Below are 21,659 nucleotides of genomic sequence, written 5' to 3'. Positions count from 1 at the left end.
ATGGAAACCTCCTGTTGTGTTGGCCTCCATATCCGCCCGCGCCGGACGCAGAACCTTGATTGAGATCAACGGATTTTCCGATTTGCGCGGGTGGCGTGGCAGGCCCCGGGCAGGTAGGCTCGCGGCCAACCGATTCAACAAAAACAAGGCTTGGCCCCGATGAGCAATTCTCCCATCGATCCCACAAAACTGGACAAACTCGGCGAAGTGGCGATCAAGGTCGGCCTGCAACTGGCCGAGGGCCAGGATCTCATCATCACCGCCCCGATGGTCGCCGCGCCGCTGGTGCGCCGCATCACCGAGCATGCCTATAAGGCCGGCGCGGGCCTCGTCACCTCGATCTATTCGGACGAGGAAGCGACCCTGGCGCGCTACAAATATGCCAATGACAAAAGTTTCGACCGCGCTGCCGGCTGGCTCTATGCCGGCATGGCCGAGGCCTACAAGAACAATGCCGCGCGCCTCGCCATTTCGGGCGACAATCCGCTGATGCTGGCCGGCCAGGACCCCGAAAAGGTTTCGCGCGCCAACCGCGCCAATTCGGCCGCCTATCGCCCGGCGCTCGAATTGATCACCGGCTTTGATATCAACTGGAACATCGTTTCCTATCCGACGCCCGCCTGGGCCAAACTGGTTTTCCCCAACGATGCCGAAGACGTGGCGATCGCCAAATTGGCCGACGCCATCTTCAAGGCAAGCCGTGTCGATCAGGACGACCCCATCGCCGCCTGGAAGCAGCATAATGCGAACCTGAAAGCGCGCTGGACCTGGCTCAACGGCAAGAAGTTTGCCTCCCTCAAATACAAGGGCCCCGGCACCGATCTCACCATTGGCCTCGCCGATGGACACCGCTGGAAGGGCGGCGCTTCGGAAGCCAAGAACGGGGTCACCTGCAATCCCAATATCCCGACCGAAGAAGTTTTTACAACGCCGCATCGCCTGCGCGTCGAAGGCACGGTTGCCGCAACCAAGCCGCTCAGCCACAACGGCACGCTGATCGAGAACATCCAGGCGCGCTTTGAAGGCGGCGTTCTCGTTGAGCTGAAAGCCACCAAGGGCCAGGACGTCTTCAACAAGGTCTTGGACACCGACGAAGGCGCGCGTCGCCTCGGTGAGGTGGCGCTCGTGCCCCATTCATCGCCGATCTCGGCCTCGGGCATCCTCTTTTACAACACGCTCTACGACGAAAACGCCTCGTGCCACATCGCCATGGGCCAGTGCTATGCCGACTGTTTCGAAGGCGGCAAGGAGCTGACCTCCGACCAGATTTTTGCCCAAGGCGGCAACAAGAGCCTCATTCATATCGACTGGATGATCGGCTCGGCCGAGATCGACATCGACGGCATCCACGCCGACGGCACAGTCGAGCCAGTCATGCGCGGGGGTGAGTGGGCGTTCTGAACGCCCACTCCGTTCCCTTCCCAAGCACTACGTCATCCCCGCGAAAGCGGGGATCTCTGTTTCAAGCAACGGATTCCCGCTTTCGCGGGAATGACGTCGCGGGCAGGTTGCAAAAATTAAAACTTCCGCTCGGCCTGCTCTTCCATATAGGCCAGTTCCTCCGCCGTGCTCTCTCGCCCCAGCGGCGCGTTGCGGAACGGAAAACGTCCAAAGCGGTCGACCGTCTCGCGATGCGCCAGCGCATATTTCAGCTGATCCTCATCGCCCAGCGCCTCATAGAGCCGCACCGAGGCCGACTGGATCGCCGCCGACTCCGCGTGCATGAACGGCAAGTAGATAAAGCCGCGCTTGGGCTGCTCGAACTGCATGTCGAGCCCCTGCCCGACCATTTCCTGCGCCAGCACCAAAGCCATCTTGTCCTGTTCGAAGGCGAGAGGCGAATTGCGGAACAGCTGGCGCGAAAACTGGTCGAGCACCACAATCTCGGCCAGTCGCCCCGAGGGTTTGGCCCGCCATTCCCAGGCCTCGCCCTTGGCAACATGGGCGTGGGTCTGGCCGAACCCCTGCGCAATTTTCGCGTCGAATTCGGCCTTGCCGGCAAACCAGTCTTCCGGCCCGTGCTCGACGAACCAGAAATTTAGGACATCATCTGCGGCGCGCATGGCTTCCCCTCGCTTGGTTTGGAGCAGAACGCGGCAGCCCCGGCTTTAGTTTGCCAGTTCGACGCGAATGCGATTGCCGAAGGGATCCTGCGTTTCGACGCCCTTGTCCAGCCGCTCGATCGGCGCTCCGGCTTTTTCCAGCCGTCCGACAAGCGCATCGAAATGCTCGGCGCCCGGCACGGCGATGGTGAACCAGCGGAGGCCCGCTGACCCGGCCGGGGGCAGCGCCGCATTGGGGCCAGACCAGATATTGAACGCCACGGTGTGCGGCATGTAGTCGAGCCCGACATCGCCCATGCCGAAGGAATTAATCAGCAGGAAACCGGCAAAGCCGACGACATCGCGATAAAAATCCATCGCTATCTGAAGGTCATTCACATGCACATGGACATGGCCAATCCGCGTCCCCGCCGGCATACGCGCCGCCAGCACCGGGTTTTGGCCCAGTTCACCCAGCAGACCATCGAGATCGATCGGCTCGCGCCCCGAATGGGGCGTACCGTCGGCCGTCTTGGCGTAGGTTTCGCCCTTTTCCGGATCGCCCAGCGTGCCGCGCCAGGGCGTTTCAAAGGTGATCTCGATGCCATTGCCATCAAGATCCCAAAGATAGATGGCCTCGCTGACGAGGTGATCGGTGGGCGAAATCCGCACATTGCGCTGCAGCGCCCGCACCGCCATCTGCGCCAGGTCCACCCGCGTGGGCACATGCACCGCCACATGGTAGAGCCCGATGCTGCGCGGCACCGCGGGACGTACGGCCCCGGTTTCGAGCACAATCAGCACCTTGCCGCCGGCCCCAAGCTGCAAGAGATTGCCGCTCTCGGCGATCAGTTCGAGCCCAACCACGTCCTGCCAGATGGCAAGCGCGCGGGCACGATCGGTTACAGCGATATGCACCGGACCCAGCGTCGTCGTCAGCGGCAGTACCGGCTTGGATTTTACGACTGTCTGAACGGATGTGTCGATCATGCCGACCTCCTGAAAAAGCGCTAAACTTGAACTGACCTCAATTTAGGCTCTCAGCATAAAGACTTCTATGGAAACGATGCTGAAGGCTTTGTTCGCTCCGGGCGACCCAATCGACCGTCTTCCGGCGCTCGCCAGGCGAACTTGTGTAGCTGAAGCCAACCGCAATATAGCCCTCATGGGTTACCACACCCCACCGGCGGTCACCCCGGCGCAGGCCGGGGCCCATCCTGAGATATACCCAATCGGCTATCGGGGCTCGGCGGGCCGTGGAGATGGACCCCGGCCTTCGCCGGGGTGACATCGCGTGTGCGGGCGCAACTACGCCTCACACCCCCTCATTATCCTCGTCAAAACCGTTATTCACCAGCTCGACAATGGCTTCCAGCGCCTCGCGGGCCTGCTTGCCGGTGGCCTGTACCAATATCGTCGAGCCCGGCCCTGCGCCCAGCATCATCAGGCCCATGATGGAATTGCCGTTGACCGACTGGCCGTCCTTGATGACGTGCAGCGAGGCATCGAAACACTCGGCCGTGCGCACAAAGCGCGCCGAGGCGCGCGCGTGGAGGCCCTTGCGGTTGACGATGGTCAATTGCTGGGCGACGGCACGATCACCATCCATTTCAGGAGGCTCCACCGAGGATGGAATTGGCGACGGTGATATATTTACGGCCCGCTTCCTGCGCCAGCGCCACCGCATCGGCCAAAGCGAGATCGCCGCGCACGCGCCCAAGCTTGACCAGCATGGGCAGGTTGACGCCCGCGATCACTTCGACATTGCGGTTCTGCATCACGGAAATGGCGAGGTTGGATGGCGTGCCGCCAAACATATCGGTGAGAATGATCACCCCATCGCCGGTATCGGCCCGGTCGATCGCCGCCAGAATGTCCTCGCGCCGCGTTTCGGCGTTGTCGTCAGGACCAATGGCGATGGTCTCGCACTGCTCCTGGGGTCCAACCACATGTTCCAGCGCCAGCTTGAATTCATCCGCCAGTGCGCCATGCGTCACCAGAACCAACCCGATCATGCATTCTCCCCAGACGATGGCTGCGCCCTTTTCACGACGTAACCCCATCCCAGTCCGATAAGCCCCCGCTCCCTGCCTCGGGTGCATTTGGGAGCGGGCGCCAGTCTTGCCCCCGTGGCTTTTGGTTGCAAGTGATAAATTGTCACCCTCCAGAGGGGATAGCGATTGCGCCCAGCGCCTCTTCGATCAAGAGGCGCTGGTGTTCGATTCCAATGACGCCCGCCTGCGGCACCGGGCAACGGGCGATTTCCACCCCTAACAGGGCACGTTTAAAATCGTTGTTTTCGGGCATGCGTTCAAGGGCCGGCACCAGATCAACCACCAGATCGAGTTTTATGCCAGTCCGATAAGGCCGTCTGACAATGCCGTGACCGCGCAATTCCATAAGGCCGGCAATGGTGGCGGGGGCATGGAGAAGGATGGTTTTGCCGTCAGATTCGATATCGACACGATCATCGGAGATCAGCACAGCGTCCCTGCCACGGGCGTCGAAGACATCGAGGAGATAGAGCGCCAGCAGCGATTTTCCGGAGCCCGACGGACCACGGATGAGGAGACCCTTGCCGTCGAGCAGGATCGCGGTTGCGTGGATGTTTTCGGGGGTCAACAGCATTGCGCAAACACCCCCTCCCAACCTCCCCCATCAAGGGGGAGGTGTAGATCGCGTTTGGGGCAAGATCTCAGCCGAAAACTGGATGCATCACCTCCCCCTTGATGGGGGAGGAAGGGAGGGGGTGTGGGAGCCACGATGCCCAAAAATTACCGCCGCGTCTTCGGCAGCGACACCGTGAACAGCGCCCCGGACCGATCCGTCCGGTTCTGCGCCTTGATCGTACCCTTGTGCGCATCGACGATCTGCTTACTGATCGACAGCCCCAGCCCGGAATGATTGCCAAAGCTCTCCGTGTCCGGCCGGTCGGTATAAAAGCGCTGGAAAATCCGGCCGAAATCGCCGGTTATGCCAGGCCCTTCGTCGCTCACGGTCACGACGATCATGTCACTTTCGGTCGAAACCGCCACCGTCACCGTGCCGTCGACCGGCGAAAACGACACGGCATTGTCGATGAGATTGGCCAGAACCTGCGCCAGGCGGCTTTCGTGCCCGGTGATCACCGTCGAGCCGCGCCCCAGGCGCTTGCCCATGACGACATTGACCTGCCGGCCGGCCGCCACGTCCTTTTGGATGCCGACCATGGCTTCGGCCAGCTTTTCGACATCGACCAGTTCGGCGCTTTCGCGCGCCAGTTCCGCGTCGAGCCGGCTGGCACTCGAAATATCGGTAATCAGCCGGTCGAGCCGTTTGACATCGTGCTGGATGATGTCGTTGAGCCGGGCCCGGTCTTCGGGCTTTTTCGCCAGCGGCAGCGTTTCGACGGCCGAACGCAGCGAGGTCAGCGGGTTTTTCAATTCATGCGCCACGTCGGCGGCAAAGCGCTCGATGGCCTCGATGCGATTATAAAGCGCATCGGTCATGCGGCGCAGCGCGCCCGAGAGATGGCCGATTTCGTCGGGCCGGTCGGTCAGATCGGGAATTTCGGCACGCGCATTGCCCGCGGTCTGCACCCGCTCGGCCGCCGCCGAAAGCCGCCGCATCGGGCCGGCAATGGTGCCGGCGAGCAGCAGCGACAGCGCGATCTGCACGCCCGCTGCAATCAGCGCGATGCGCAAAATGCTCCAGCGCTCCTGCGCCACCACCGAGTCGATATCGCCCGGTGCCGTCGATAGGAGAATAGCGCCCACCACGGCGCGCACGCGCTGCACCGGCACGGCGACGGAAACCACGAGCTGGTTATGATCATCGGCGCGCACGAAATCGGCCGATGCCCCCTGCAGGGCCGAAGCCACTTCGGGATAGCGCGTCCCCTCGTCGGCTCCATATTCCTGATATTTCGAAAAATTATCGCCCGGCGCCCAGGCGATGACCGCGTTCCACCAATCAAAGAGAAAGAAAGAATTGGTCTTTGACGTGTCGATCTGCTGCCGGATGACCTCGCCGCGCCCGATGATATTGTCGCTGTCGAGAATGAGCAGGCCCTGCTGATCATAGATGCGCGCCCGCGTCCGCGTCGGCGTGATCAGGTTCCTGAGGAGCGGCGCGACGCGCTCGGGACTGATGGGAAATTCCAGCGACGGATCGAAATAGGACAGGGGCGAAACATTGCCGGCCTGCAGTTCGATCAGCCGGTCGGGATTGATCGAGATGACATCGCTGTCGACGGTCGCCGAAGCCGCAATGGCCGCCGCGATGATTTCGCCCTGCACGCGGAGCGATTGCACGCGCGCATCGATCAGCCCGGCCCGCCACTGGTTGAGGTACAAGATCCCCACGACCAGCACCAGGAGGCCGGCGAGATTCAGCACCATGATGCGGCGCGTCAGGCTCGAAAAAATGGTGAAGTCAATGAAGCGCCGCAGCGCCACGATCACCTGGCCAAGTGGTTTTAGCGCCATGCGCCAGCCGCGCCTGCTCCCTTTTCCAATGGGGGCAGGCTCAGCGTCCCGATCGGGTCGCGTTCCCTCGAATTGAGGATCGATCGTGGCCACGAAGTTCCTTATTGCTCCTTGAAGCGATAGCCGACGCCATAGAGCGTTTCGATCATTTCAAAGTCGTCATCGGTCGCCTTGAACTTCTTGCGAAGGCGCTTGATGTGGCTGTCGATGGTGCGATCATCGACATAGACCTGATCATCATAGGCCGCATCCATCAGCGCGTTGCGCGATTTTACGACGCCGGGACGCAGGGCGAGGGCCTGGAGGATCAGAAATTCGGTGACAGTCAGGGTGACGCGCTGGCCCTTCCAGGTGCAGGTGTGGCGCTCTTCGTCCATCACCAGCGAGCCGCGCTCGATCAGCGCCTTGCCCGGCATGGCTTCCCCGGCAGGGCCGGTGGCCGCCGACGGATCGCGCGGGGCCGAACGGCGAAGGATCGCCTTGACCCGCTCGACCAAGAGACGCTGGCTGAACGGCTTGGTGATAAAATCGTCGGCGCCCATCTTGAGGCCGAACAGTTCGTCGATTTCCTCGTCCTTGGAGGTGAGGAAGATCACCGGCACGTCCGACTTCTGGCGCAGCCGGCGCAGCAGTTCCATGCCATCCATGCGCGGCATCTTGATGTCGAGAATGGCGAGATCAGGCTTGTCCGTGGTCAGGCCTTCGAGACCCGAAGCGCCATCGGTATAGGTCGCCACCTGATAGCCTTCCGCCTCGAGGGTGAGGGAAACGGAGGTTAGAATGTTCCGGTCGTCGTCCACGAGGGCGATCTTGGGCATATTCTGCCTTTCTAGTTGCGACGCTTGCATCTTGTCGGGGCCGCGGCCCCTCACGCGACGTTGCAGGCGACAATTACGCGTTAAATAAGGCGGGGCCAAGCCTCTAACCAGTCCCTCACCCCCTACGAAATACCTGCGACTTCCGTCTTACGACCGATTTCGGGATGGTTTGCAGGGCCTTGACCTCCCTATTTTCGGTCCCATCCGCTGCCCTTTGCGGCGCCTGATGGAGACGAATTATGAGTGTCGAGGACCACAGCGCCCTGCGCCAGGCAATCGCCGAAGCCGCACTTTCGCTCAGTGCAAACGCCATCGCCCCCACACTGGTTGCACGAGCCCTGAGCGAAAGCGATGCGCGGCTCACCGCCCATGGCGCGCTCTCGGTCGAAACCGGCGCCTTTACCGGCCGCTCGCCCAAGGACAAGTTCATTGTCCGCGATAGCCTGACCGAGGAAAAAGTGTGGTGGGACAATGCCGGCGCCCTCACGCCGGCTCAGTTCGATCTCCTCCTTAGCGACATCACGGCGCACCTCGCCGGGCAAAACCTCTACCGCCAGGACCTTCTTGCCGGCGCCGATATCAGGCACCAATACGGCGTCACCGTCCTCACCCCCAGCGCCTGGCACGCCCTCTTCATCCGCAATCTGCTCATTCGCCCCGGCGAGGGTATCGCAACGTCGGACACCGCGACGCCGGTGACCATCATCCACGCGCCCCTGTTCACGGCCGATCCAGCCCGCCATGGCACGCGCAGCGAAACCGTCATCGCCCTCGACATGAGCCGCAACCTGGTCCTTATCGGCGGCACCCGCTATGCCGGCGAAATCAAGAAGAGCGTTTTTTCGCTCTTCAATTTCCATGCCCCGGCGGACAATGTGCTGCCCATGCACTGTTCGGCCAATCTTGGTCCCGAAGGCGAGGCCGCACTGTTCTTCGGCCTCTCGGGCACGGGCAAGACGACGCTCTCCAATGACCCCGCTCGCCCTCTGATCGGGGATGACGAACATGGCTGGAGCGATGACGGCGTCTTCAACCTCGAAGGCGGTTGCTACGCCAAAACCGTCAAGCTCAGCGAGGCGGCGGAGCCGGAAATCTATGCCGCCACACGCACTTTTGGCACAGTGCTCGAAAACGTCGTGCTCGACGGTAACAGTCTGCCAACGTTTGATGACGTTTCCCTCACCGAAAACACCCGTGCGGCCTATCCGCTTCACGTCCTGCCGGCCCTCGCCAAAGGCAGTGTCGGCGGCACGCCAAAGACCGTCGTCTTCCTCACCGCGGACGCTTTCGGGGTCCTGCCGCCCCTCGCCAAACTGACGCCGGAACAGGCCGTCTACCATTTCCTCTCGGGCTACACCGCCAAGGTCGCCGGCACCGAACGCGGCGTCACCGAGCCGCAAGCCACTTTCTCGGCCTGCTTCGGTGCGCCATTTATGCCTTTGCATCCAACGGTTTACGGCGACATGCTGGCCGAACGGCTGCGCTTGAGCGGCGCCCAGGCATGGCTCCTCAATACCGGCTGGATCGGCGGCGCCTATGGCCAGGGCAAACGCATCGACATCGCCTCGACCCGCCGCCTCCTCACCGCCGCCCTCGACGGCTCGCTCGACAATGCCCCAACCCGGATCGACCCGCTCTTCGGCTTCGCCGTCCCTATCACCGTCGCCGGCGTCGATCTCCGCCTCCTCGACCCCCGCCAATGCTGGGCCGACCCCGACGCCTATGATCTTCAAGCAACGAAACTGGTCGATCTTTTCCGCAACAATTTCAAGAAGTTCGGCCCCGCAGCCGACGCAGAAGCCGGCCCGCAATTGCTTGAGGCAGCGGAGTAAAAACAAAGGGCGCCGCTGGCGCCCTTTGTGTTTTCTTCCATGAAAAATGCCGCCGTAGCCCTCATGGTGAGGTGCGGAACGCAGTGTAGCCTCGAACCACGAGGGCGTGGCACTGCAGCATCCGGGCACGCCCTCGCCCTTCGAGGCTTTGCTACGCAAAGCACCTCAGGATGAGGGCTACTTCACCGACGGCCCACGCCCACAAACGAAAATTCCCGCTTGCGCGAGAACTCACCAAGCCACTGAAACCAAACCTAAAACTCAGTTCGGCGAATAGAAAATGTGCGCCCCGACTTCAGCCACGCGGCTAAAGGTATAGGACCAGGACGGGCGGACATTGGTCGTGTGGTAGAACAGCGCCGAATCCGGAATGGCACCGATTTCTGCGCCAGTCGCATATTCGGCGTAGACATCCTTGGCGAGCGCCATGGAGCGGGCCCAGGCCTGGCGTTCGCCCGGCGCATCGCCGCGGCCATCGCAGGCAAAGGTGAACTGGCAGCGGTAGCGGCCCTGATTGGCGCCCTGATAGATCACGCCGCAGAGCGAGGACGGATACTTGTCCGAACGGGCGCGGTTGACAATGACATTGGCCACGGCGAGCTGGCCGGCAGCGCTTTCGCCGCGCGCTTCGTGGTAAATCGCCTGGGCGAGGCAATCGCGCTCGGCATTGGCGACTTCGGCGCGCTTGGCGGTGGGCTGATAGCCGCTGGCGATATAAGCCGCGAGCAGGTCCGGCGTCACGGTCGGCTGGTGCCCGGCGACAGGCTTCATAAAGCTGTCGATCGCCGAAAGGGCGGTATTGCCGCCATTGAGCGAGCCGCGCGCGATATAGCCCATCAGCATTTCGGTCGAAAGCGGCGCCTGCGGGCCGGCTTCGGTCACATCGACGGCGCGCAGCTGCTGCTGGCGCGCGACATAATTGGAGAGGAGAGCGTCGGTCAGGTGCTGCTGGCCCGGCGCGAGCGGCACCATGGTGGCGCCGAGAGCGGGCTGCGTACGGAGCTGGGCAACGGGAGCCGGAATAGCGAGTGGCAGAACGAAGTCGGATTCATTGGCATGGACCACGAGAGGCGAGGCAATCACGCCGGCAACGAAAACCGTCGCGGCAAGTGCAGCCACTTTGAAAGCGGCGCGCGAGAACCTGTGCCCCCAGCTTGAAGTCAATGCCCCGTCCTTGCCCCTGAGCCCATCCGTTACCTCCGGCGGGCCTTCTGGTTGGATCGCATTCGCAATCCGTCTTTGCGGGGGCACACTAGCCAAGCCCGTAAAGAGATGGAAGCCAAAATTTACGGCTGGTTAACCATAGGCCTTAGCTTCTTAAAACACGGTTAATCGCCAAAGCCGTTCTTGAAAACCCATGAAATCCATGGGCTTGCAACGTGCTGAGCAAAGGTTTTCGGAAGAAATTAGAATTTTATGCGCTTTTTAGCGCGTCTGTTTCTTAACAGATCGATGCGATGGGGGCACAGCTCCCGCGCCTGCCGTATACGTCACCCGCAGGCTGTCATCCCGGCTAAGGCCGGGACCCAACTTGAGATGTCAGGATGGGCCCTGGCCTAAAGCCGGGGTGACAATCGCGTGTGAGATTGCGCTGGAAATCAGAGCAAAAGCTCAGTGCGGAAACGCCGCCTTGTGCACGTGGACGAGGCTTTCCATCACCGAAATGCCGAGTGCCAGCACCTCGTCATTGGGATGGACGAGATCGGGCACCATCACGGTCTGCATGCCCGCGGCATGGGCGGCGCGTACCCCGGCCAGGCTGTCTTCGAGCGCGAGGCAATTTGCCGGGTCGATCTTGAGGCGGCTTGCCGCCGTCAGATAGGGCTCGGGATGCGGCTTGGGGTGGGTCACATCATCGCGCGTCACCACGGTCTCGAACAGGTCGAGCAGACCGGCAGCGCTCAAATGGTGCTGGGCATGGGGGTTTCGCGAGGAGGTCGCGACCGCCGTCGGAATATTGTTGGCGTGAAGCGCGGCAATAAACTCGTGCACGCCGGGTTTTACCGGCACGCCGCCATGCGAGCGCGCCCGCATGGTGACCCGGCATTTTTCGTCGAACAGTGCATAGGGAAAACTGACGCCATAGGCTTCGAGCAGAAGCCGGTTGGTGTGCTCGTGACTGCCCCCGACCATGGAACGATGCACGTCGTCGGTCATTTCGAATCCGAGATCGGTGCAGACTTCGAAGACGATGGTCTTGAAGACCGCTTCAGTGTCGAGCAAGGTGCCGTCCATATCGAAGATGGCGGCCTGAAAGGGTGCAAGCTGTATCATCTTGCGTGATATAGGCCGATTTGACCCCGGGCGCCAGACGTGGCGCCGCAAGCAAGCCTTGCGAAAAGCGGGCGCGGAAACGTTGAATACTCATGACCCAGTTTATGCCCGCCCGCCGCCATGAAGAGCTCGGCACGGACTTTTTCGATCCCGTCGATCCCGCCGATTTTCCACAAACCATTCTGCGCCATCGCGACCAGCGCTGGGCCGACCGTATCGGCCTCGGCGACCTGACAGACGAGGAATGGCTGAAGCATTTCGGCCGCTTCGAGCCTCTGCCCGGCTCGCTCCCAAAACCCCTGGCGCTGCGCTATCACGGCCACCAATTCCGCACCTACAATGCCGATCTCGGCGACGGCCGTGGTTTCTTGTATGCGCAGTGCGAGGACCCTCTCGATGGGCGCCTCCTCGATTTCGGCACCAAGGGTTCAGGCAAAACGCCCTGGTCGCGCGGCGGCGACGGGCGGCTGACGCTCAAGGGCGGTGTGCGCGAAGTCTTGGCCACCGAAATGCTCGAAGCGCTGGGGGTCTATACCTCGAAGAGCTTTTCATTGGTCGAAACCGGCGAACAGCTTTATCGCGGCGATGAACCATCACCGACCCGCTCGGCGGTGCTGACCCGCCTCAGCCACAGCCACATTCGCATCGGCACCTTTCAGCGCCTCGCCTTTCTCGATGACACGGAAAACCTCCGCCGACTCGTTGATTATTCTATTGCGAATTATTACCCGCACCTCGTCGGCACGGACGACCCAGCCGCGGCCCTCCTCGAAGCCGTGGTCGAAAAAGTGGCCATTCTCGGCGCGCAATGGATCGCGGCGGGCTTTGTCCATGGCGTGCTCAATACCGACAATATCAACATAACAGGCGAGAGTTTTGACTACGGGCCCTGGCGCTTCGTGCCGGTCTACGATCCCGATTTCACCGCCGCCTATTTCGACGAGACCAGCCTTTATAGTTTTGGCCGCCAGCCCGACACCCTCGCCTGGAACCTCACCCGCCTCGCCGAATGCCTGCTTCCCCTCTCCAATCTTGAAACATTGGAGCCGGCGCTCAACACGGTCTGGCCCATCTTCCGCACCCAACTCCCCCTCGCCATGCTCCGCCGCCTCGGCCTTTCGCCGCGCGACGAGGACAGCAACAATGCTTTTGTCACCGCGCTCTTCGGCTTCCTCTCGGCCAGCAAGGCGCCCTATGAGCAATTCTTCTTCGACTGGCGCGGCGGCAGCCTCAGCGCCGAACGGGCAGCGCGCAGTCCCTCGGCAGCGTTCTATGCAACCGAAGCCTTCCGCCCGCTCGCCGATCTCCTCGAAACCTTTGGGCCCGCGCCGGACGTCAATCTCGATCACCCCTATTTCGCCCGCGAAAAACCGCGCACCATGCTGATCGAGGACATGGAAGCCATCTGGACCCCGATTGCGGAAAACGACGACTGGGGGCTGTTTCACGAGACGCTAGGCGAGATTGCCGAGATGCGCGCGGCCTATGGTGTGATGTAGCACCCCCACCTACCCCCCCCCTGGTAGGGGGAGGGATCTGCCGGTGGCCCACAGCCATCGCACCAAACTCGATACGTCCCTCGCCCTGCCAGGGGGAGGCTAGGTGGGGGTACCGGCACCCACCACTCTCAACTATCATGCCCCCAAACGACCCTCGGAGCACCCCATGCCCATATACGCCCTCGACGGGATCACCCCCGACATCTCCCCCGACGTGGGCTGGATCGCTCCGACCGCCGTGCTGATCGGCGATTGCCATATCGGCGCCGAAGCCGGCATCTGGTTCGGCGTCGTCGCCCGGGGCGATATCGAACCCATCACCATCGGCGCGCGCTCCAATGTGCAGGAAAATTCTGTCCTCCACACCGACAATGGCTTTCCCCTCACCATCGGGGAAAATTGCACCATCGGCCACAGCGCCATCATCCATGGCTGCACCATTGGCGACAACACCCTGATCGGTATGGGCGCCACGGTGCTCAATGGCGCAAAAATCGGCAAGAACTGTCTTATAGGCGCCAATGCCCTCATCACCGAAGGTAAGGAAATCCCCGACAATTCCCTCGTCGTCGGCGCGCCCGGCAAGGTCATCCGCACACTCGACGCGGAAGCCATCGCGGGTCTGACCGCCTCGGCGGATCGCTATGTGAAGAATGCCAAGCGCTTTGCGGCGGGATTGGTAGAAGCGCAAAAGCCGGGGGATTTCGATCCGGCCTAGGCAAGCGGTCACCCCCTCCCAGCCTCCCCCATCAAGGGGGAGGTGCCGGGCTGGTGATAGGCGCGCGATCCAGCCACAAACTCGATGCAGCACCTCCCCCTTGATGGGGGAGGCCGGGAGGGGGTGGAGCCACACACGCTGCACCCCACCTTCGCCCCTATGGCAGCATAACATCCACGCGCAGCCCTTCGCCGGGGCGGCTCTTGATGGAAATCTGCCCGCGATGGCGCTGCACGATGTGCTTGACGATGGCGAGCCCGAGGCCCGTACCCTTCTTCTTGCGGCTGGTTTCGACTTCGATGCGATAAAACCGCTCGGTCATGCGCGGCACGTGTTCGGGCTCGACGCCCGGCCCATGATCGACGACGCTGATAAGATGCCGGAAACCGCCACGGTCCACCGCGCTCAGCGACACATCCACCGTCTTGCCATCGGCGCCATATTTGATGGCATTATCGACGAGATTTTCGAACACTTCATAGAGCTGGTTGCGGTCCCCCGTGACCATCACCGGCCCCTCGGGCAAGTCCATCACCACATCGATCTCGGCCGCCTTGGCCTGGGTCTGCAACCCCTCGCGCACTTCGCGCAGCAAGCCCGCCAGATCCACCGAGCCGGTCGGGCGCACATGCTGATACATTTCAATGCGCGACAAACTCAGCAAATCATCGATCAACCGGCTCATGCGATCGGCCTGGCCGCGCATGATGGCGAGGAATTTTTCGCGCGCCACCGCGTCCCGCGCCGCAGGCCCCAGTAGCGTATCGATAAAGCCCAGCAACGAGGCCAGCGGCGTGCGCAATTCGTGGCTGGCGTTGGCGATGAAGTCGGTGCGCATGGCATCGACACGCTTGAGTTCGGTCAGGCTCTGAAAGGTCACCAGCAGATGCCGGTCGTCTGCCTCCAGCCAATCGCTGCCGGGGCTGCGAATGGGCGCCACGGTGACCCGATCCCAGGTTTCGCTCGGCAACGTCTCGTGCAGCTCAAAACTATGCGGCGTGCCGGTGCGCAGAGCCGCGTCCACCGCCGCGACCAGTTCGGGATTGCGCATGACGAGGGTGAGGACCTTGCCCTTCTGCACATTGGGATATTGGCCCGCCGCAGCCTGATTGCGATAGGCCACCGCGCCGCGCCGGTCGAGCACCAGACACGCTTCGCCCAGCGCCTCGGCAAAGGCGGCCATGACATCGTCATCTGCCCCCCCGGGCGGCGGGGCAATCGCCGGCACCTCGAGGATCCGCGTAACCGTGCGCACCGGCATAGGCAGGAAAGCAACGAAAGCCAGCGCCACGAGATAGCCAAGCGCGGCAAAATCGGGCCGCAGATCGCCGAAAATCACCAGCGCGACAAAAAGGCCGGCAAGCCCCAAAAGGAGCCCCAAATAACTGGTAACGCGCGCCAGGACCGCCCGGCCGCGCAGCGATGTCTGGGGTGATTGGGAATCGTCCATTTTTGGCCGCCGAATCAAGCGCTTGCTCCCGCCTCTTGCGCGGGATCGAAACTTCTAGCACGCTGGCAATGACAATGGAGCGACAGTGTGAGCGATCCCCTGACTGGCTTTGATATCGAAAATCCCGAACTGCCCGCTGCCATCGACAAGGCGGCGCTCAAATCGGGCGGCTTTCCCTATGACAAGAAGCTCGACCGGGACGAGTATGACACGCAGCTCTATGCGCTGCAAAAGCAGCTGGTGAAACTGCAGGCCCATATGGCCAAGGCGGGCGAACGCATTGTTTTGGTCTTTGAGGGGCGCGATGCCGCCGGCAAGGGCGGCACGATCAAGACCATCCTCGAAAATCTCAACCCGCGCTACAATCTGATCGCAGCGCTCCCCAAGCCGAACGATCGCGAGCGCACCCAGTGGTATTTTCAGCGCTATATCGACTGGCTGCCCGCGGCTGGCGAAATGGTGCTGTTCGACCGCTCCTGGTACAACCGCGCCGGCGTCGAACCGGTGATGGGATTTTGCACGCCCGAGCAAACGGCGCTGTTTCTCGAGGAAGCGCCGGAATTCGAAAAGCGCATCACCCGCGACGGCATTCGCCTCTTCAAATTCTGGCTCTCCATCGGCCGCGAAATGCAGCTCAAGCGTTTTCACGACCGGCGGCACGATCCGCTCAAAACCTGGAAGCTGTCGCCGATCGATCTCGAAGCGCTCAACAAGTGGGACGACTATTCCAAGGCCCGCGACCGCATGCTGGAAAAAACCGACAGCAAGCACGCCCCCTGGACCGTTATCCGCGCCAACGACAAACGCCGCCTTCGGCTCAATGTCATCCGCACCGTGCTCAACGGCTTCGATTATGACGGCAAGGACAAGAAGGCGATCGGCAAGATCGACGATGAGATTGTCCTCAGTGCGGATGCATTTTTGAAGATGGATGGGGAGTGAGGGCTAGTCCCTCTCTCGCTCCGTCCCCAGTAGACCTCATCCTGAGGTGCGGAGCGTAGCGTAGCCTCGAAGGACGAGGGCGTGGCACGAAGCCGCCACTCGCCCACCCTCGTGGTTCGAGGCGGCGCTATACGCCGCACCTCACCACGAGGGTTTCATGGAAATTCACCTCAAAAACTTCGGCTCCACCAAAGCCCCCTTGTGGCCAATAACCACCCCTGCCACCCGGTGCGCCTCTTCCGCCGCCTCGCGGATCGATTTTCCGCTCAATCGCGCCGAGAGATAACCCCCGTTAAAACTGTCGCCGGCCCCGGTGGCATCCACCACCTTCTCCGCCGGTTTCGGCGCTATCCGCACATGCTCGGAGGCCGTCGCAATATAGGCTTCCTTGGCCCCATCCTTGACCACAACTTCTTCGACCCCAAGCTCGAGATAGCGCTCCGCCGTCTCCTCAGCCGACTTGTCGCCAAACAGCGGCGCCTCGTCCGTATGCGTCGGCAAGACGATATCGCAAAGGCTCGCCGCCGCCGTCAGCACCGAAGCCATGACCCGCGGGCTCGACCACAAAGCCGGCCGCAAATTGGTATCAAACGCAATTTTCGCGCCGCTGTCCCGCGCCTTGACGATGGCGCCAAGCAACCGCCCGCGCGCCTTCGGCGCCAGAATAGCCAGCGTAATGCCGGAAAAATAAACGAGACTCGCGCCCTCCACGGCCTTTTGCAGCGCCGATTTGTCATCGGCCAGGAGTTTGGCCGCCGATTGATCGCGCCAATAGGTAAAGTGCCGGTCGCCCTTGTCCTGGTGGATCATATAAAGCCCCGGCCGCCGCTCAGGGATCGTGCCGATATGATCGGTACCGATATGGTTTTCCCTCAGGAACCCCCGGATATCGTCCGAGTATCGGTCTTTCCCCAGAGCCGTCACATAGTCGACGTCCCAGTCTTTCCCCAGCAAGGCGCGCAAGTACCAGGCCGTATTGAGCGTGTCGCCGGCATAGCCCAATCGATAGCTGCGGTCCTCGCCGCCGCTCATTTCGATCATGCATTCGCCAATGCTGACGATCCGCTTGCCGGTCATGACCATTCCTCCCCAGTTCCCACAAAGGCTTATGCCGGGCACGTCTTGCCTCGGCAAGCCCGGCGCCCATAAACAGTGTACCCAGCCTCCGCGCACTCTTCCATACAAGATTGGAAGCCACTATGCTGCGCCACAAAATTCTTCTTCCCGGAGCCGACATGACCAGCCCGCGCCTCAGCCCCGCCACCCTCGGCTCCCTCAAGCCGGGCATCGGCGTGCCGAATTATGACCGGTCAAAAGTAACCCCCGGCATCGTGCATCTCGGCATCGGCGCCTTCCACCGCGCCCACATGGCCGTCTATGTCGATGATCTCCTCGCCGCAGACCCAAGCTGGGGCATTGTTGGCGCCAGCCTCCGCCGCCCAGATACCAAGGAAGCCCTCGAACCCCAAGGCGGGCTCTACACCATCGCCGTGCGCGACGCGGCCGGCACCCATCCGCGCGTCATCGGCTCGATCCTTGCCGTGATGGACGCCAATACCGAACGCGACGCGCTGCTCGATCTGATGGCATCGCCCAACATCCGTATCGTGTCGCTCACCGTGACCGAAAAAGGCTATTGCCACGATCCGGCGACCGGCGAACTCGACCAGAAACACCCCGACGTGGTTCACGACCTCGCCCATCCCGGCCAGCCGAAATCGGCCCCCGGCATGCTGGTGGAAGCCCTTGCCCGCCGCAAGGCCGCCGGCATCGCGCCCTTCACCGTGATGAGCTGCGACAATCTCCCCTCCAATGGCGAAACCGCCAAGCGCATCGTCACCCGCTTCGCCGCGCTGCGTGACGCCGATCTCGGCGAATGGGTCAAATCCACCGCCTTCCCGTCCACGATGGTCGACCGCATCGTGCCCTCCACAACCGATGCCGACCGCGCCGAAGTCACTGACCTCATCGGTGCCGAAGATTTTTGGCCGATCATGACCGAGCCCTTTACCCAGTGGGTGATAGAGGATCATTTTCCATCCGGCCGCCCGGCCTTCGAAACGGTCGGCGCGCAACTGGTTAAAGACGTCGAACCGTTCGAGCTGATGAAGCTCAGGATGCTCAACGGCGCGCACTCCACCATGTCCTATCTCGGCTATCTCGGCGGCTATCAATACATCGCCGAGGTCATGGGCGACCCGGCCTATGTCAAACTCATCCATGGCCTGATGACCGAAGAGGCCATGCCGACGCTCGACATGCCGGGCACCGACCTCGGCGCCTACCGCGATCAGCTGCTCGAACGGTTCCGCAACCCGGCCCTAAAACACCGCACTTGGCAGATCGCCATGGACGGCAGCCAAAAACTCCCCCAGCGCCTCCTCGGCACCATCCGTGATCGCCTGAAAGCGGAAAAACCCATCACCCGCCTCGCCCTCGGCGTCGCCGCCTGGATGCGCTACGTCACGGGCGTTGCTGAAGACGGCAGCGAAATCGACGTGAGGGATCCGCACGCGCTCAAAATGATGGCGATATCGGCGGATGCTGGCGATGACGCAGAGGCGCTCTATGAAGGGCTCGTGTCCCTGAGCGAGGTGTTCGGCACCGATCTCGCGGGCAATGCAGTGTTCCGCGATGCGGTCGTGGGCCATCTCGAAAGCCTGTTTGATGAGGGTGCCAAGGCGACAGTGGCTGAGGTCGTCGGCTGACAGTGAACCACCAGCCTTCCCCTCGCCCCTTGAGGGAGAGGGACAGACCAAATCCGCGTTCAGCGGATTTGGTCAGGGTGAGGGGTATCTCTCCTCCGCAGGGGAGTGGGTGAGGGTGCCGCAAATACCCCTCATCCCAACCGAATTCGCAAACGCGAATTCGGTGACCCTACGGGGCACCTTCTCCCTCAAGGGGAGAAGGGTAAGCCGGTGGCTGGGAAGCCTCCTAAACCACGCCCTCCAGCGCCCGATCAAAAATCATCAGCGCCCGCTCCTTCGTCAATTCCACCGGATTGCCACCCGCTGTCGGGTCAACAATCGCCATATCCCCGATCTTGTCGCGCTGCGCCCCATCCACACCAAATTCCTTCAGCGTATGCGGTACTTCGAGCCTTAGCCGCAGCCCGATCACCGCATGCAAAAACGCATCAAAGCTCGGCGCCAATCCGATATAGGCCGCCAGCCGCGCGATCTTGCCCTCGATGGCCGACTTATTCGCCACAAGCACATAGGGCATGAACACCGCATTGGTCATGCCGTGATGCGTATCATAAAGCGCGCCCACCGGATGGCTCAGCGCATGAATAGCGCCAAGCCCCTTCTGAAACGCCGTCGCGCCCATGGCCGCCGCGCTCATCAAGTGCCCGCGCGCCTCGATGTCATTGGGGTTGGCCGCCACCTTGGGCAGGTTTTCAAACACCAGCCGAATACCTTCCACCGCAATGCCATCGGCCAGCGGATGATAGCCCGGCGCACAATAGGCCTCCAAACAATGCGCCAGCGCATCCATGCCCGTGCCAACGGTGATGAACTTTGGCATGCCCACGGTCAGTTCGGGATCAACAATGACAACCTTGGGCATCATCAGCGGATGAAAAATCACCTTCTTGGTATGCGTCGCCTCGTCGGTAATGACGCCAGCGCGCCCCACTTCCGAACCCGTCCCGGCCGTTGTCGGCACGGCGACAATGGGAAAAATCCCTTGCGGCTCGGCGCGCGTCCACCAATCGCCAATGTCCTCAAAATCCCACATCGGCCGGGTCTGCCCGGCCATGAAGGCAATCACTTTTCCCGTGTCGAGGCCGGAGCCGCCGCCGAAGGCGATGACCCCGTCATAGCCACCCTCGCGCAAAACCTTGATCCCCGCCTCGACATTGGCCGAGATCGGGTTGGGTTTTACGTCCGAGAAAAGCCCAACCGCGATCCCCGCGGCCTTCAAATCCGCCAGCACCTTCTGCGTCACCGGCAAAGCCGCCAGCCCTGCATCGGTCACCAGCAGGGGCTTTTTTATCCCCGCCACTTTCAGCGCATCGGGCAATTCGGCAATACGCCCCGGCCCAAAGCGGACGGCAGTCGGATAATTCCAGTTGGCTTTGGTCATTCTTTTGGTCCCTCGGTCTTGCCAGCCCCACAGGCTGTCATCCCGGCGAAGGCCGGGACCCATCTTGAGATCTCAGGATGGGCCCCGGCCTTCGCCGGGGTGACAATCGCGTGGGGCGACGTGTGTCGTTACGCTCGCCGCAGATGAAAACTCTTCGGCTGGGTCAAATTATGGTAGCCGATCTCGCTCAATCCCCCGCCCTTGCCGGTGTCCTTCACCCCCGTCCAAACGAGCGCGGGATCAAGATAGTCGCAGCGATTGGCGAAAACCGTGCCGGTCTCGACATCAGCGCCAATCCGCGCCGCCGCGTCGAGGTCTTCGGTCCAGATAGAAGCCGTCAGCCCATAGGGACTGTCGTTCATCAGCGAAATCGCCTCGGCGTCGTCAGCCACCTTCATGATGCCCACGACCGGCCCAAAGCTTTCCTCGCGCATGACGCTCATCTGGTGGTTGACGCCGGTCAGCACTTCCGGGGCCAGATAGGGCGAGCCCGCCACATCGCGCGAGTCACCCCAATTGAGGTGCCGCACCGCCCCGCCGCGCACCGCTTCTTCGGTCTGCCCGCGCACATGGTCGGCAAAATTGCCACGCGCCATCGGCCCGACAATGGTTGCGGGGTCGAGCGGATCGCCCAGCGTCCAGCCGCGCGCCTGCCCGATAAAACGATCGACAAAGCCATCATAGACATCGCGGTGCACATAGATGCGCTCGACCCCGCAGCACGATTGCCCGGAATTGAAGAAACTGCCATCGGCGAGATTTTCCGCCGCGAAATCGAGATTGGCATCGGCACGGACATAGGCCGGGTCCTTGCCGCCAAGTTCGAGGCCCAGCGTCGCAAAAGTCCCGGCCGCCGCCCTCTCGATCCGCCGCCCGCCTTCCACCGATCCGGTGAAATTGATGTGGTCGATCTCGCCCGAGCCGACGAGTTTTTCCGTGTCGGCATGGCCGAGCACAAGGTTCTGGAAAATGCCCTCCGGCAATTCGCCCGCTTTCGCCGCCGCCGCAAAGCGCTCGCCGGCCAGCAGCGTCTGGCTCGCATGTTTTAAGAGCACCGCATTGCCCGCCACCAGCGCCGGCACGATGGAATTGACCGCCGTGAGAAACGGATAATTCCACGGCGCAATGACCAGCACCACGCCCAGCGGTTCGAGCGAAATATAGCGCTCGAACCCCTCCTTTTCGGACCGTTTCGAGGGCGCCAGCGTGGCCTCGGCAATGCCAAGCATATGCCGGCTGCGCTCTTCCACCCCGCGCTTTTCCGCGCCAAAACGGATGGGCCGGCCCATTTGCCAGGCCAGTTCGGGCACGATATCGTCGTTCATGGCGAGCAGCGCATCGACCATGCGCCCCACCGCCGCAACCCGCTCGGCCACCGGCACCGCACGCCACGCCCGCTGGGCGGCTTGCGCCCGCGAGACCGCCGCAGCAATACCCGCCCCATCCAGCACCTGCCGCTCGGCAAACACTTTTCCGTTCACAGGAGAAATGATCTGGACCGTTTCGGTCATAAGGCCTCTCAATAGTCC

The 21,659-nt window shown here is 62.1% G+C and carries 19 protein-coding genes; 6 read left to right on the top strand and 13 right to left on the bottom strand.

Annotated features, from left to right (window positions below; translation table 11 throughout):
• Positions 1-159 precede the first annotated feature (159 nt).
• Positions 160-1,401, top strand: coding sequence for an aminopeptidase (locus ASD83_RS17090; protein WP_056313143.1), 1,242 nt, complete (start codon positions 160-162; stop codon positions 1,399-1,401).
• A 116-nt stretch (positions 1,402-1,517) separates the two neighbouring features.
• Here the strand turns inward: ASD83_RS17090 and ASD83_RS17085 are convergent, their stop codons facing one another.
• The 7 genes from ASD83_RS17085 to ASD83_RS17055 form a co-directional block, all read right to left on the bottom strand.
• Positions 1,518-2,063 carry a DUF924 family protein gene (locus tag ASD83_RS17085; RefSeq protein WP_056313141.1) on the bottom strand — a complete coding sequence of 182 codons (546 nt, stop codon included), beginning with the start codon at positions 2,061-2,063 and terminating at the stop codon, positions 1,518-1,520.
• A gap of 45 nt (positions 2,064-2,108) precedes the next feature.
• On the bottom strand, positions 2,109-3,032 hold the full coding sequence (locus ASD83_RS17080; protein WP_056313138.1) for a VOC family protein: 924 nt from the start codon (positions 3,030-3,032) through the stop codon (positions 2,109-2,111).
• Between the two features lie 325 nt (positions 3,033-3,357).
• Positions 3,358-3,651 carry an HPr family phosphocarrier protein gene (locus ASD83_RS17075; RefSeq protein ID WP_035079451.1) on the bottom strand — a complete coding sequence of 98 codons (294 nt, stop codon included), beginning with the start codon at positions 3,649-3,651 and terminating at the stop codon, positions 3,358-3,360.
• 1 nt (position 3,652) lies between these two features.
• Entirely contained in the window at positions 3,653-4,057 is a 405-nt protein-coding gene (locus ASD83_RS17070) for a PTS sugar transporter subunit IIA (RefSeq protein WP_056313136.1), read from the bottom strand.
• A 142-nt stretch (positions 4,058-4,199) separates the two neighbouring features.
• A complete protein-coding gene (locus tag ASD83_RS17065; RefSeq protein WP_056313134.1) occupies positions 4,200-4,670 on the bottom strand; it encodes an HPr kinase/phosphorylase in 471 nt (156 codons plus the stop codon).
• Positions 4,671-4,816: 146 nt separating this feature from the next.
• Positions 4,817-6,508 (bottom strand): sensor histidine kinase, encoded by a 1,692-nt coding sequence (locus ASD83_RS17060; RefSeq protein ID WP_056313132.1) that lies wholly within the window; start codon positions 6,506-6,508, stop codon positions 4,817-4,819.
• A gap of 101 nt (positions 6,509-6,609) precedes the next feature.
• Positions 6,610-7,326 (bottom strand): response regulator transcription factor, encoded by a 717-nt coding sequence (locus ASD83_RS17055; RefSeq protein WP_056313130.1) that lies wholly within the window; start codon positions 7,324-7,326, stop codon positions 6,610-6,612.
• A 239-nt stretch (positions 7,327-7,565) separates the two neighbouring features.
• Between ASD83_RS17055 and pckA the strand changes: the two genes are divergently transcribed.
• Entirely contained in the window at positions 7,566-9,158 is a 1,593-nt protein-coding gene (gene pckA / locus ASD83_RS17050; RefSeq protein ID WP_056313128.1) for a phosphoenolpyruvate carboxykinase (ATP), read from the top strand.
• 261 nt (positions 9,159-9,419) lie between these two features.
• On the opposite strand, the gene ASD83_RS17045 is transcribed toward pckA, so the two are convergent.
• Together ASD83_RS17045 and ASD83_RS17040 are read right to left on the bottom strand one after the other, a co-directional pair.
• On the bottom strand, positions 9,420-10,277 hold the full coding sequence (locus ASD83_RS17045) for a cell wall hydrolase (protein WP_056313126.1): 858 nt from the start codon (positions 10,275-10,277) through the stop codon (positions 9,420-9,422).
• A 492-nt stretch (positions 10,278-10,769) separates the two neighbouring features.
• Complete coding sequence (locus ASD83_RS17040; protein WP_056313124.1) at positions 10,770-11,432, bottom strand: HAD family hydrolase; 663 nt, start codon at positions 11,430-11,432, stop codon at positions 10,770-10,772.
• A 92-nt stretch (positions 11,433-11,524) separates the two neighbouring features.
• On the opposite strand from ASD83_RS17040, the gene ASD83_RS17035 reads away from it, so the two are divergent.
• Entirely contained in the window at positions 11,525-12,931 is a 1,407-nt protein-coding gene (locus ASD83_RS17035; protein ID WP_200946529.1) for a protein adenylyltransferase SelO, read from the top strand.
• Positions 12,932-13,097: 166 nt separating this feature from the next.
• Entirely contained in the window at positions 13,098-13,649 is a 552-nt protein-coding gene (locus ASD83_RS17030) for a gamma carbonic anhydrase family protein (protein WP_056313121.1), read from the top strand.
• A 157-nt stretch (positions 13,650-13,806) separates the two neighbouring features.
• Here ASD83_RS17030 and ASD83_RS17025 read toward each other — a convergent pair whose 3' ends face one another.
• On the bottom strand, positions 13,807-15,099 hold the full coding sequence (locus ASD83_RS17025; protein WP_056313119.1) for a sensor histidine kinase: 1,293 nt from the start codon (positions 15,097-15,099) through the stop codon (positions 13,807-13,809).
• An 87-nt stretch (positions 15,100-15,186) separates the two neighbouring features.
• On the opposite strand from ASD83_RS17025, the gene ppk2 reads away from it, so the two are divergent.
• Positions 15,187-16,041 (top strand): polyphosphate kinase 2, encoded by an 855-nt coding sequence (ppk2, locus tag ASD83_RS17020; protein ID WP_056313117.1) that lies wholly within the window; start codon positions 15,187-15,189, stop codon positions 16,039-16,041.
• 165 nt (positions 16,042-16,206) lie between these two features.
• Here the strand turns inward: ppk2 and ASD83_RS17015 are convergent, their stop codons facing one another.
• Positions 16,207-17,118, bottom strand: a complete 912-nt coding sequence (locus ASD83_RS17015; RefSeq protein WP_056313364.1) for a sugar kinase — start codon at positions 17,116-17,118, stop codon at positions 16,207-16,209.
• 158 nt (positions 17,119-17,276) lie between these two features.
• Between ASD83_RS17015 and ASD83_RS17010 the strand changes: the two genes are divergently transcribed.
• On the top strand, positions 17,277-18,749 hold the full coding sequence (locus tag ASD83_RS17010; protein ID WP_056313362.1) for a mannitol dehydrogenase family protein: 1,473 nt from the start codon (positions 17,277-17,279) through the stop codon (positions 18,747-18,749).
• A 226-nt stretch (positions 18,750-18,975) separates the two neighbouring features.
• Here the strand turns inward: ASD83_RS17010 and ASD83_RS17005 are convergent, their stop codons facing one another.
• Positions 18,976-20,130 (bottom strand): iron-containing alcohol dehydrogenase, encoded by a 1,155-nt coding sequence (locus tag ASD83_RS17005; RefSeq protein ID WP_056313115.1) that lies wholly within the window; start codon positions 20,128-20,130, stop codon positions 18,976-18,978.
• 128 nt (positions 20,131-20,258) lie between these two features.
• Complete coding sequence (locus tag ASD83_RS17000; protein WP_056313113.1) at positions 20,259-21,641, bottom strand: aldehyde dehydrogenase family protein; 1,383 nt, start codon at positions 21,639-21,641, stop codon at positions 20,259-20,261.
• Positions 21,642-21,659 lie beyond the last annotated feature (18 nt).

The organism is Devosia sp. Root685, assembly GCF_001427875.1.
Taxonomy (GTDB): domain Bacteria; phylum Pseudomonadota; class Alphaproteobacteria; order Rhizobiales; family Devosiaceae; genus Devosia.
This window is presented reverse-complemented; position numbering and strand designations above follow the sequence as displayed.

Bases quoted from the DNA above. Each gene is read 5' to 3' on its own strand.
- ASD83_RS17090 (WP_056313143.1), top strand. From the start codon at position 160: ATGAGCAATTCTCCCATCGATCCCACAAAACTGGACAAACTCGGCGAA.
- ASD83_RS17085 (WP_056313141.1), bottom strand. From the start codon at position 2,063: ATGCGCGCCGCAGATGATGTCCTAAATTTCTGGTTCGTCGAGCACGGG.
- ASD83_RS17080 (WP_056313138.1), bottom strand. From the start codon at position 3,032: ATGATCGACACATCCGTTCAGACAGTCGTAAAATCCAAGCCGGTACTG.
- ASD83_RS17075 (WP_035079451.1), bottom strand. From the start codon at position 3,651: ATGGATGGTGATCGTGCCGTCGCCCAGCAATTGACCATCGTCAACCGC.
- ASD83_RS17070 (WP_056313136.1), bottom strand. From the start codon at position 4,057: ATGATCGGGTTGGTTCTGGTGACGCATGGCGCACTGGCGGATGAATTC.
- ASD83_RS17065 (WP_056313134.1), bottom strand. From the start codon at position 4,670: ATGCTGTTGACCCCCGAAAACATCCACGCAACCGCGATCCTGCTCGAC.
- ASD83_RS17060 (WP_056313132.1), bottom strand. From the start codon at position 6,508: ATGGCGCTAAAACCACTTGGCCAGGTGATCGTGGCGCTGCGGCGCTTC.
- ASD83_RS17055 (WP_056313130.1), bottom strand. From the start codon at position 7,326: ATGCCCAAGATCGCCCTCGTGGACGACGACCGGAACATTCTAACCTCC.
- pckA (WP_056313128.1), top strand. From the start codon at position 7,566: ATGAGTGTCGAGGACCACAGCGCCCTGCGCCAGGCAATCGCCGAAGCC.
- ASD83_RS17040 (WP_056313124.1), bottom strand. From the start codon at position 11,432: ATGATACAGCTTGCACCCTTTCAGGCCGCCATCTTCGATATGGACGGC.
- ASD83_RS17035 (WP_200946529.1), top strand. From the start codon at position 11,525: ATGACCCAGTTTATGCCCGCCCGCCGCCATGAAGAGCTCGGCACGGAC.
- ASD83_RS17030 (WP_056313121.1), top strand. From the start codon at position 13,098: ATGCCCATATACGCCCTCGACGGGATCACCCCCGACATCTCCCCCGAC.
- ASD83_RS17025 (WP_056313119.1), bottom strand. From the start codon at position 15,099: ATGGACGATTCCCAATCACCCCAGACATCGCTGCGCGGCCGGGCGGTC.
- ASD83_RS17015 (WP_056313364.1), bottom strand. From the start codon at position 17,118: ATGACCGGCAAGCGGATCGTCAGCATTGGCGAATGCATGATCGAAATG.
- ASD83_RS17010 (WP_056313362.1), top strand. From the start codon at position 17,277: ATGACCAGCCCGCGCCTCAGCCCCGCCACCCTCGGCTCCCTCAAGCCG.
- ASD83_RS17005 (WP_056313115.1), bottom strand. From the start codon at position 20,130: ATGACCAAAGCCAACTGGAATTATCCGACTGCCGTCCGCTTTGGGCCG.
- ASD83_RS17000 (WP_056313113.1), bottom strand. From the start codon at position 21,641: ATGACCGAAACGGTCCAGATCATTTCTCCTGTGAACGGAAAAGTGTTT.